9 protein-coding genes are annotated in these 11,278 nt (G+C 66.5%); all 9 read left to right on the top strand.

All coding sequences use genetic code 11. The features are described from left to right. Positions 1-21: 21 nt before the first annotated feature. Genes AZKH_RS17785 through AZKH_RS17825 form a run of 9 tightly spaced genes read left to right on the top strand, consistent with a single transcriptional unit; the run spans position 22 to position 11,278 of the window. Positions 22-1,197 carry a hypothetical protein gene (locus tag AZKH_RS17785; RefSeq protein ID WP_015437178.1) on the top strand — a complete coding sequence of 392 codons (1,176 nt, stop codon included), beginning with the start codon at positions 22-24 and terminating at the stop codon, positions 1,195-1,197. A 25-nt stretch (positions 1,198-1,222) separates the two neighbouring features. After that, entirely contained in the window at positions 1,223-2,695 is a 1,473-nt protein-coding gene (locus AZKH_RS17790; protein ID WP_015437179.1) for a lipopolysaccharide biosynthesis protein, read from the top strand. Positions 2,696-2,719: 24 nt separating this feature from the next. Then, entirely contained in the window at positions 2,720-3,526 is an 807-nt protein-coding gene (locus AZKH_RS17795; protein WP_015437180.1) for a sulfotransferase, read from the top strand. A 1-nt stretch (position 3,527) separates the two neighbouring features. Further along, a complete protein-coding gene (locus AZKH_RS17800) occupies positions 3,528-4,316 on the top strand; it encodes a polysaccharide deacetylase family protein (RefSeq protein WP_015437181.1) in 789 nt (262 codons plus the stop codon). 15 nt (positions 4,317-4,331) lie between these two features. Next, entirely contained in the window at positions 4,332-5,288 is a 957-nt protein-coding gene (locus tag AZKH_RS17805) for a glycosyltransferase family 2 protein (RefSeq protein WP_015437182.1), read from the top strand. Further along, entirely contained in the window at positions 5,285-6,208 is a 924-nt protein-coding gene (locus tag AZKH_RS17810) for a glycosyltransferase (protein ID WP_015437183.1), read from the top strand. Before AZKH_RS17805 ends, AZKH_RS17810 begins: the two co-directional genes overlap by 4 nt. 4 nt (positions 6,209-6,212) lie before the next feature. After that, positions 6,213-7,223, top strand: coding sequence for a sulfotransferase (locus tag AZKH_RS17815; RefSeq protein WP_015437184.1), 1,011 nt, complete (start codon positions 6,213-6,215; stop codon positions 7,221-7,223). After that, a complete protein-coding gene (locus AZKH_RS17820) occupies positions 7,207-8,112 on the top strand; it encodes a glycosyltransferase (RefSeq protein WP_015437185.1) in 906 nt (301 codons plus the stop codon). The genes AZKH_RS17815 and AZKH_RS17820 overlap by 17 nt, the downstream gene beginning before the upstream one ends. Before the next feature lie 31 nt (positions 8,113-8,143). Then, positions 8,144-11,278, top strand: coding sequence for a sulfatase-like hydrolase/transferase (locus AZKH_RS17825; RefSeq protein WP_051071695.1), 3,135 nt, complete (start codon positions 8,144-8,146; stop codon positions 11,276-11,278).

Consider the following 11,278-nt stretch of genomic DNA (forward strand, 5'->3'; position numbering starts at 1 on the left):
GAACGGCTTGCGGAGTGGTCGATGCTTGGAGTTGTCGACGATGCGTTCCGAAATCGTCTTGTCATCGGTTTGGTGACGGCGACGCTGACAGTGTCCGTCGGCTGCTCCCCGGCCAGCGAAGCCAATCCGGATCTACTGAAGCTCACGCCGAATCGCTGGGTCAAGCTCGATACGGCGCCGGTCTCCGGCTGGACCCGCCAGGGCCACGCGGGCCTTGCTTATGACAGCAAGCGCGGCACGCTGCTGATCTTCGGATCGAACACTCACGGCCTCGACTGGGACGACAGCGTGCATGAATTCGATCCAGCCACCTTGCGCTGGACGACGCACACACCGCCCGCACCGCAGACGAGCTATCGCGCGGACGACAAGGGGCGTGCGGTTGCGGGCGGGCCCGATCTCCAGCCTTGGGCGATGCACACCTACGGCGGCTTAGCCTACGATCCGCAACGCGACGGCCTGATCGTGGCCGCGCGGCCCGAGCACAATCCGATCGGCAAGAAGATCCCGGAGGCGAGGATCCATCCGACCTGGTTCTACAGCCAGGCCGAACGGCAGTGGCATATGCTCCCCGACAGCGGCGAAGCCCCGCCGAAATTCTTCGGTGCCGCGGCGGCCTACGACGAGCGCCGCGGCGTCCCAGTCGCCTATCGTTGGGGAATCTGGGAGCTGGTTCCGCGTGACGGAGGCCACACCTGGGTCCAGGCGACGAAGGAAAGCCATCATCAGATGCATTACAGTCTGGTGTATGACAGCCGACGCGGGAATTTCGCCGTATTCGGCGACTACCGCAATATCAATGAGGTGTGGATCTACACGCCGGGGCCGCAGCCGGGCACGCCGGGCCGCTGGGAAGAGAGAAAGCCAGGGGGTGATGCCGCGCCGCGCAGCCAGTACTTTCCCGTCGCCTTCGACCGCGATCAGGGCGTTTTCCTGCTCGTACCGGGCAACACCGAGTTCGACCAACAGCCGAACGGTCAGGAGCGGGCGCACGGGGCGAAATCGAGCAGCAGCTTGGTCTACGATCCCGATGCCAACCGCTACATTCGCCTGCCGGAGGGGGACATGCCCGCACTCGGGATGAACTTCATGATGGCCTACGACACCCGCCACAAGGTGTTCCTGCTCGTCGCAGGGGCCTCGGGCACGGCGCCCACGGTGTGGGCCTTGAAGCTCGATCTGGCCGGACTCCGGTGATGAGGCGCTTGATGGGAGCTTGTCGGTGACGCTCGGGGATTCGATCCGGCGCGGTGCGCTGTGGCTTTTCGTCGGCAACACCGGCAGCCAGGTCCTGACCTTCGCCTTCGGCATCGTCCTCGCGCGACTGCTGGCGCCCGAGGATTTCGGCATGCTGGTGACGATCCAGGTGTTCACGGGGCTGGCCGGCTTCGTTGCGGGCGGCGGGATGGGCCAGGGCCTGGTACGGGCACCCGAGGTGACGCAAGGCCATATCGACGTGGTGTTCACGCTTCAGCTCGCGATCGGATGCGCGATCTACGCATTGTTCTACGCCGCCGCCCCGTGGTTCGCGCAGTGGTACGACATGCCGCTCTATGCCTCGCTGCTGCGCGTGTCGGCGCTGACCTTCGTCATCCGGCCTTTCGTGAACCTGCCCGGCAGCATCCTGCATCGCGACATGCGCTTCAAGGCGCAGACGGTCGTGCGCATTGCAACCCTGCTGGTGTCGAGTGCGGTCAGCATCGGGATGGCCTGGCATGGTTACGGCGTGTGGAGCCTGATCCTCGGCGGACTGACCGGCTCGCTGTGCAGCATGGCGCTGCTCATGCATTTCACGCGCTGGCGCCCGGCGCTGTCGCTGGACGTCGCACGGGCGCGAGGTGTCGCGCGCTATGGGATGCTCGTCTCTCTCAACGACATCGTGGCGTATTTGCGCAACCAGGGGACGAACTTCGTCCTCGGCAAGACGCTCGGACCGGCGGCGGTCGGCCTGTTCAACAAGGGCGACAGTCTCGCACGGATGCCGCAGGCGCTGGTGACGGCCTCCGTGTATCAGGTGCTGTTCCGCGCGCTGGCGCAGGAGCAGGACAATCTCGACAAGTCGCGCTACCTGTTCTTTCGCAGCCTGAGCCTCGTCGCAGTTTATGTAACGCCTTTCTACGTCGGCGCTTTCTGGCTCGCCGATTCGCTGGTGACGGTGCTGTATGGAGTGAAATGGGCGGAGGCGGCCGCGCCGCTCGCGATGATCGCCATCGCCGGTCCTTTCCTGACGGTCGCGAATCTCTCGGGGGCCGTGCTCGCGGCGCGCAACTGGCTGGAACGCGAGCTCGTCGTCCAGGCCGTCCTGCTAGTCATGATTCTCCTCGCGACCCTCACCGCCCTGCCCTACGGCCTGCCCGGTGTCTCGATCGCCGTCCTGCTGGTCTCCATTTACAACGCGTTGCATATGTACGTGCTCGCTTCGCGCTGCCTGAAAGCTAGCTGGGGCGCCCTTTTCGCGGCATTGCAGCCGGCTGTCGTACTCAATGCGATTCTCATCGGCATGCTGACGGCTGTGCAGCATTTCACGGGCGAAATCGCGCAAAAGAGCCAAGTTATCTACTTGATGCTGACGGCAACTGTCGGAGGACTCGTGTACGGGCTGTGCTTTCTTTACCTGCCGATCGATGCGCTGCGCACCGAGCAGCTTCGCTGGAAGGCCAGACTGCGCCTCGCGCGCAAACCCAGCACCACCTGAGCAAATCCCGATGGGCATGAGCGCATGAGCAACTTCGACAAACCGGTGTTCGTGCTGTCGTCGTCCTGGCGCTCGGGCAGCACGCTCGTGCAGCGCTACGTCACGGCGTCCGGGGAAGTCCTGGTGTGGGGCGAGACGGGCGGTGCGCTCGATGCGTTGCGCGATGCGCTGGGCGGGTGGGATCAGATCACTGCGCCGAGCGCGCGGCGCTTTCCAGGGGGAACGGGCGGAGGCAAAGGCGAGGAAGCTTTCCGTGCCTTCGTCGCGGCCCCGAAATCCGAGCATGCCGGGCAGTGGATCGCCAACCTGAGCCCGCCCTACATGGACATCGCAGGCGAGCTGCGCGCGATGCTGCTCAGGGTGTATGGCGCGCGAGCGGGGGAGCTCGGCTACCCGCGCTTTGGGATCAAGGAAACACGCTGCGATCTGGCAACGGCGCGCTGTCTGCGCACGCTGTTTCCGGACGCGAAGTTCGTCTTCCTGGTCCGGGACCCGTTCGCGGTGATGCTCTCGATCAAGCGCCGCAACTGGATGGGCCACCCGCCGGGACACGCGACGCTGCGTTACTACGCGGAACACTGGCGGCTGCGTTCCGCACAGTTCCGCGACGCGGATTTCGGCCTCACCTTGCGCTACGAAGATTTTGTTGCCGAGCCGGCGCTGCGCGACAAATTGATGGACTACCTTGAGATCGAGACCCGGCCACCTGCGGACTTTGCCGAAACCAGCAAGGTCGACTGGGTCAGCCGGGACACGTCCGATCTCAGCCGCTGGGAGCGGGGCCTGCTGCGGTACTGGCTCGGCGGGGAAATGCGGCAGTGGGGGTACTGACATGGTCGACCCGATCTCGCGCCTGATACATCGCCGATCGCGCCACGACTATGCCGTGATCCTGATGTATCACTCGGTCGCCGCGAGTCCCGGCAAACCGGCCTGGCCTTGGGCGGCGTCGCTGCAGCAGTTTTGCAGCCAGCTCGATTTCCTGGCGGCCGAAGGCTGGACGACGCTGACGATGGGCGAACTGGTCGCGATGGGGAACGGCTATCCGGAGCGGACCGTGGTGATCACTTTCGACGACGGCTACAGCGACAACGTCGCCGCCTGGGAAGCGCTGACGCGGCGCGGGATGCGCGCGTCCTGGTTCATCGTGACGGGCAGCATCGGGCAGGCCCCGCAGTGGTCCGACGAGGGCCAACCGTCGGGCCGGATGCTGTCGGCGAACGTCTTGCGCGAGATGGCGGCGTCGGGCATGGAGATCGCCTCGCACACTGTCACTCACGCACGCCTGCCGCAACTCGACGATGGCCGACTGGGCGACGAGCTGTCCGGTTCGAAGGCCGCCCTGGAGGATGTGCTGGGCAGTGAGGTCGAGAGCTTCGCCTATCCGTATGGCCTCTTCGACGAACGTTGCGAGGAAGCCGTCCGCCGCGCGGGCTATCGCGCCGCCTGCACGACGCGCACGGGCTGGGCTTTGCGCGACGGCAATCCGTTGCAGTTGCGGCGTCTGTCGATCTTTAATAGCGACACGCCGAGCAGCCTCGCGCGCAAGCTGAGCTTCGGCAGCAACGACGCGTCGTGGCGCATCGTCGCGCAATACGCGATGCGACGGGCGATGGCCTAGACGGAGGCAGACGACGTGGCGCCGAGCGTGTCGATCATCATGCCGTGCTACAACGCCGTCGCGCACCTGCCCGGCAGCGTCAGGAGCGTGCTCGCGCAGACGTTCGCGGACTGGGAGCTGATCGCGGTCGACGACGGATCGAGCGATGCGACGCTGGCGTGGCTTCAGGCGCAGACCGACCCGCGGATCCGCGTCGTCCACCAGCATAACCAGGGCGTCAGCGCGGCCCGGAATGCGGGTCTCGCCCAGGCGACCGGCACCTGCGTCGCCTTCCTTGATGCGGACGACACCTGGCATCCGGATTTCCTGAGCCGGATGCATGCGGCACTCGACGCGCGGCCGGACGCGCGGCCGGACGCGGTGCTGGCGTATTGCGGGTGGCAGAACCTCGGGCAGACGGGCGGACGCGGCGAGCCCTTCGTTCCACCGGACTACGAGACGCCCGAGAAGACTGAAGCATTGTTTGCCCGCTGCCGCTGGCCCATCCATGCGGTGCTTGCGCGCCTCGACGCCGTGCAGGCTGCGCGCGGATTCGAGCCGGGGCTGAAGAATGCCGAGGACTTCGCGCTGTGGCTCGAAGTGGCAATCCCCTCGCCGATCGTTCGCGTGCCGGCGGTGCTCGCCTATTACCACTTCCATAACGGAGTGCAGGCATCGAACGATAGGGCGCGCGCGGCGATCACGCACTGGCGGGTGCAGCGTCGCTACCTGCAGCGTCACCCCGAGCGCTTCGCGCACTTGGGCGCCGAGCGCATCCGGCGGCTCACCGACGGCGAGCTGCTGCTGCGCGGTTACGAGAGCTACTGGAAGCGCGACATCGGCGCGGCGCGCCAGATCTTCCGTGTCGTCATGAAGGAACACTACGGCTCGATGGCGGACTGGAAATACATGCTGCCCGCCCTGCTCCCCGAATCCTTGCACCGATGGCTGATCCGCGCGCTCGCGGGCGATGTGGCGGGGGTCGAGAAATGATCCTGACCTACGCCTTCTGCACCTACAACCGTGCCGACCGCCTCGAAGCGCTGGTGGCGGCGATGCGCGCGCAGACCTGTCCGATTCCTTTCGAGATCCTCGCGGTGAACAACAACAGCCGCGATGCGACGACAGACGTGCTCGCTCGGCTCGCCGCGATGCCGGGCGCGCCCTTGCGCTGGGTCACGGAAACCACGCAGGGCATCGTCGCGGCCCGCAACCGGGCGATCGAGGAATCGCTCGATAGCGACATCATGGTCTTCATCGACGACGACGAGACGCCCTTGCCCGGCCTGCTCGAAGCGGCGACGCATGCGATCCTCGACGAAGGCGCCGACTGCGCCGGAGGACGCGTCGCGATGGACTTTTCGCAGCACGCACGGCCGGCCTGGCTCGGCGACGAGTTGCTGGGCTTTCTCGCGGCGGTCGATCACGGTCCGGATGCTTTCTGGATCACCGACGACTCGACGCCGATCTGGACCGCGAACATCGCCTACGCGATGAGACTCTTCCGCGACGCGACTGAGCTGCGCTTCGACAAGCGCTACGACCGCAAGGGCAGCGCGATCGGCGGAGGCGAGGACGGGATCATGCTGCGCGCGCTGCTCGAACGCGGCGCACGGATCCGTTACTGCCCGGGGATGGCCGTGCTCCACGCAGTCGAGCCGTGGCGTCTGCAGCGCGCCTATTTCCTCAAGCTGCATTACCACGCCGGCCTGCGCCGCGGACGCTACCAGTTGCCACCCTACTCGCGCACGGTGCTCGGGATGCCGCCCTTCCTCGTCTCCCAGTTCCTCCGCCAGAGCCTTACCGCGCTGCGCATGCAGCTCGCCGGGCGGCCCGGTGCCTTGCGGCAGGCGATGAACGCGACGAACGCCCTCGGCTGCCTCGTGGGCTACGGGCAGCGGGGGAAGGAATAGGCTCATGACCGAACCGCAGCCCAAGCCCATGCAGGCGCAGAACCCGATCTTGCGCGGTTTGCCGAAACTCGCGAGCTTGCCGAAGCTGCTCGATCCCGAGATTCGGCAAAAGAACCTGCGCCTGCTCCGGTGGCGGGCCAGGGAATTCGCGTGGTCCGTGATGCGGCCTGCAATGCCCGATCCGGTCTTCGTGATCGGCTGCTCGCGCTCGGGTACGACGGTCACCTTCGAGACCATCGCCGCGTCCGGCCACTTCCTGCACTTCGATTACGAGCTGCCGCAATTCTGGGACGGCCTGTACGGCCCGCTGACGAACGGCTGGGAGTCGGAAGCCGCCGACGCGACGAACGCGCGCACCGAGCATCGCGACCGGGCCATGGCCTATTTCTACGCGCGCCTCGGCGCCGGGCCGGTGCTCGACAAGACCTGCATCAACACGCTGCGCGTGCCCTACCTGCACGCGCTCTTCCCGCAGGCCAAGTTCGTCTTCATCCAGCGCGACGGTCGCGACAATATCAGCTCGATGATCGATGGCTGGCGACTGGGTCGCCGCGACGGCGGCTTCGGCCTGCAGAAGCAGTTCGGCCCCTCCCCCGAGCCGGTGGAGATCAACGGCGGGGAGTTCCGCGAATGGCATTTCTTCCTCCCGCCCGGCTGGCGCGACTACAACCGGGCGAGCCTCGAGGAAGTGTGTGCGTACCAGTGGCTCATGGCGAACCGCCTTGCGCTCGATGCGGCACGGGACATTCCACCGCAGCAGTGGATCGCACTGCGCTACGAGGACATCTTCGAGCGGCCGGTCGCGATGTTCCGCGAGGCCTTCGAGCGTCTCGGGCTGCCCTTCGACAAGCGCATCGAAGAGCGCTGCGCGAGCCTCGCTTCGCGTCCGACGAGTGTCGTGAAAGGGGTCCCGCAGAAGCAGAAGTGGAAGGAGAACAACCCGGCGGCCATCGAGCGCATCCTGCCGATGATCGCACCGCTGATGCGCGAGATGGGCTATGACGCCGATGACTGAGCAGCCGTTGGTCAGCGTCGTGATCCCCGCGTGGAACGCCGCGTGGTGCGTCGGGCGAGCGATCGACAGCGTGCTGGCGCAGTCCCTCCGCGACTTCGAGCTGATCGTTGTGGACGACGGTAGCACCGACGACACGGCCACGGTGCTCGCGAAGTATGAAGACTCCATACGGGTCATCACACAAGCCAACGGCGGCATGAGCAGTGCGCGCAACGCCGGCATTCGCGCCGCACGGGGACGCTACCTGGCTTTCCTCGACGCAGACGACCGCTGGCTGCCGGACAAGCTCGCCCGGCAGGTCGCGGTGCTCGAGGCGCAGACCGAGCTCGCATTCTGCGCGGCCGTGGCGACACTGGAAGATCCCCAGGGCACGAAGATCGGCGAATGGCGGGGCCCCAGCGGAAGGACGGTCCGGATCGCCGACGTCTTCCGGAATCACTCGGCGGTCGCAGGCGGCGCCTCGGCGGTGCTCACGAGACGCGATCTCGTCGTCAGGCTCGGGGGCTTCGACGAGTCGCTGGCGGGCGCGGAGGATACCGACCTGTGGATGCGCCTTGCCGCGCACGGCGGGTTCACCTGCATCGACGAGCCGCTCGTCGTGGTGCTGCGGCGCCCCGACAGCGTGAGCCGCAACTTTGCGACGATGCGCCTCGGGGCTCTGGCGATGATCCGCAAGAACCGCGATTTGCTCCCCTCCGACCTGCGCAGCGGCTTCTGGCGTAGCGCCTACGCGGGAACGCTTTGCGACTATGCGAAGTGGGCCTATCGCGAGGGCAGGCGCGCGGACGCGCTGCGCGATGCCCTGACCGCGCTGTGCCTGGCACCGGCCGCGCGGGGAAGGTTGGCAATCGGGCTTGCACTGGCCATTCTGCGAGGGCAACGGGTATGACGAGGAACCGGATGAGGCGGGTGCCCGCGACATGACGAACAGCGACGAGACCACGCTGCCCAGGTTGTCCCTGACGGTCCTGATCTGTACGCACAACCGCGTCGACCTTCTCGAGCGCGTCATCGCCTCGTTGAATGCCACCCGTCGCCCGCCCGACACGGACGTGCGCATCCTGGTGGTCGCCAACGCCTGCACCGACGGTACGCCGGATTTTCTTCACGCTTACCAGAAGAAAGACGACGTGCTGCCGCTCGACTGGATCGCGGAGCCGACGCCTGGCAAGTCGCATGCGCTCAATCGCGCCCTGCCCCAGATCGCCGGCGATGTCGTCGCCTTCGTCGATGACGATCATCGCGTCGACGAAGCCTACCTCGTCGCAGTCGCGCGCGCGGTCCGTCAATGGCCCGGGGCGGGACTGATCTGCGGCCGCATTCTGCCCGACTGGGACGGCAGCGAGCCGGAGTGGGTTCATGACGACGGCCCGTACCGGATCTACCCGCTGCCCGTGCCGCGCTACGACCAGGGCGGCAAGCCGATGCAGGTCGACATCGACGGCGCGATCCCCGGCGGCGGAAACCTCGTCGCCCACACCCGGGTGATCCGCGCCACTGGCCCCTTCCTGACCGAACTGGGACCGACCGGGCACAATCTCGGCGGCGGCGAGGACCTCGAGTGGGTGCGGCGCGCGCTGCGCGGCGGCGCGATCCTGCGCTACGCGCCGGACATGGTCCAGTACCACTACGTCGACGGCGAGCGGCTGACCCTTTCGTACTTGTTGCGCAAAGGATTCCAGCGCTCCAAGTCGGTGATGCGTTTCCGCCGCACAGAAAGCGGAGTCCCGCTGTATATGTGGCGGAAAGTGGCGGGCTACGCGCGGGGCTGCGTGCTCTCGCTGCGCGCCCAGCCGCGGCGCTTCTACCTCGTCCGGCTCGCCTCCGCCTTCGGCGAGATGAGCGGCATGCGTGAAGCGGCCCGGCATCGACGCCGGCGCGCCCGCCTGCCGTGGCTGCCGATGCAGACCGGCCTGGTGCTGTCCGCGGTCATCGCCATCACCGGTTTCGCCCTTGCGGCGAGACTGGGCCAGTCCCGGCTCACGGACGCGTTGATCCCGGCCGTCGTCGTGGCGGCCCTGCTCGCCCTGTCATTGATCGTGAAGTCGGTGGTCGATTTTTCCCAGACCGGCCCGCAACTGCGCGCGGAGATCGTGGATCGCTATCGCGCCTACTTTCCATTCGCGATGGCACGCCTCGGCTTGTGGACCTTCGGCGTCGGATTGTTCTGCGCGCTGCCGGGGGCAGTCATCGCGACCGTTCTGGACGACGCGCCGAATATCACAAGCCCCTTTCTCGCAGGTATCGGCGGATTTCTGACGCTGGCCCTCGCGTCCGCGTACCTGACGTGCCGCACTCTCGTCGTGAATCCCGGCCTCATCGTCGCATCCTGGCAATACCGCACGGACCGGCTGCACCGGCTCTGGCGCCTGCTGTCGACCTACAAGCTTGCGCAAACGGACACGGTCGCCGTGGCCTGCGTTGCGGTGGTCGTCGGAGCGCTCATCGGCCTGCTTGCGACCCAGGGGCATCGGACGCTGGCGGCGGCGGTGGCGAGCCTTACCGCAGGCTATTGGGGCGCGTTCGTGTTCGCTCTATGGGAACCCGAAGGCACGGTATCGAGACATCGGAGTGGAGGTCGTCCAAACCTGTTGCTGATCGGCTCGGACACGCTGCGAGCCGACCGGGTCGGCGCAATGCGGAACGGACAGTCGCTGACGCCGAATATGGACGCACTGGCGAAGCGTGGCACGCGCTTCGACGCCTGCTACGTGCCCTGCGCGCGGACCGCGCCGAGCCTGATCTCGCTGTTTACCGGCACCTGGCCGCATACGCACGGGATCCGCGACAATTTCGTCCCGGATCACGACACGCAGCTTGAAATCCCAGCACTGCCGACAATCCTCCGTGCGCTGGGCTACCGGACGGCTGCCGTTTCCGACTGGTGCGGCTCCGATCTCGGCAAATTCTCCCTGGGTTTCGATGTCCTCGACCTCCCGGAAGACCAGTGGAATCTCAAGTACCTGATCCGCCAGGGGCCGAAGGACATCCGCCTGTTCCTGTCGGTCTTCCTGCACAACCGCGTGGGGCGCCTGCTGGTTCCGGAAGTCCATTTCCTGGGTGGCGCACCGCAGACGACGCAGCTCGGCCAACGGACCCGCCGCCTGATCTCCCGCCTCGGAAGCACCGGCGAGCCCTTCATGCTCAACACCTTCTACTCGACGACCCACCCGCCGTTCGCCTCCGAATATCCCTACTACCTGCGCCATTCGGATTCCAGCTACGAGGGCGCGTCCAAGTTCGCGATGGCACGGGTGACGGACCCGTTCGAAATCATCCGGCGGCAAGGCGAACCGCGCGAGGAATTCGACCTCGACCAGATCCTCGCACTCTACGACGGCTGCGTGTCGCAGTTCGACGACGAAGTCGGCCGGGTCATGCGGCACCTGGAGGATTGCGGTCTCGCCGAGAACACGATCGTCGTGCTCTACAGCGACCATGGCATGGAGTTCTTCGAGCACGGCACCTGGGGACAGGGGAACTCGGCGCTCGGCGACTTCAGCGCCCGCGTTCCGCTAATCATCTCCGACCCACGCAACGCACGCGCACGACAGGTCGATCAGGTGGTGCGCACCATCGACATCATGCCGACGCTGCTCGAACTCCTGGAGGCGCCGTCGGTGAAGTGCGACGGCCACTCGGTCCTGGCTGCCATGCAGGATCCCGCCGTCGACCTGAAGCTCAAGGCGTTCAACGAAACGGGAATCTGGATTGCCCCGATGCCCGGCCTGCCGAGCCGGCACCTCAGTTACCCGGATCTGCTGCAACTGCTCGACGTGCCGGACGACGCCAGCGGCGCGCTCGCGATCAAGGCCGAGTATCACGACATCGTGCTGCTCGCAAAGGACCGGATGGTGCGCGACGGGCGCTGGAAGCTCGTCTATCAGCCGCTGGAGTCGGGCGAACGGCTGGCGCTGTATGACGTGATCGCCGATCCCGGATGCACGCGAGATCTTGCCGAAGACCACCCGATCGAAGTGAGCCGCCTGTGGGCAGAGCTGCGCGAGTGGATGGAGCGCGATCCGGTACTGAGGCGGCGGCGCGTCGCCGCTTAA

This window comes from Azoarcus sp. KH32C, assembly GCF_000349945.1.
Classification (GTDB): domain Bacteria; phylum Pseudomonadota; class Gammaproteobacteria; order Burkholderiales; family Rhodocyclaceae; genus Aromatoleum.

What these genes read in the sequence shown, in the direction of transcription:
- AZKH_RS17825 (WP_051071695.1), top strand. Translation starts at nt 8,144, where the DNA reads ATGACGAACAGCGACGAGACCACGCTGCCCAGGTTGTCCCTGACGGTC.
- AZKH_RS17815 (WP_015437184.1), top strand. Translation starts at nt 6,213, where the DNA reads ATGACCGAACCGCAGCCCAAGCCCATGCAGGCGCAGAACCCGATCTTG.
- AZKH_RS17810 (WP_015437183.1), top strand. Translation starts at nt 5,285, where the DNA reads ATGATCCTGACCTACGCCTTCTGCACCTACAACCGTGCCGACCGCCTC.
- AZKH_RS17800 (WP_015437181.1), top strand. Translation starts at nt 3,528, where the DNA reads ATGGTCGACCCGATCTCGCGCCTGATACATCGCCGATCGCGCCACGAC.
- AZKH_RS17795 (WP_015437180.1), top strand. Translation starts at nt 2,720, where the DNA reads ATGAGCAACTTCGACAAACCGGTGTTCGTGCTGTCGTCGTCCTGGCGC.
- AZKH_RS17785 (WP_015437178.1), top strand. Translation starts at nt 22, where the DNA reads ATGCTTGGAGTTGTCGACGATGCGTTCCGAAATCGTCTTGTCATCGGT.
- AZKH_RS17820 (WP_015437185.1), top strand. Translation starts at nt 7,207, where the DNA reads ATGACGCCGATGACTGAGCAGCCGTTGGTCAGCGTCGTGATCCCCGCG.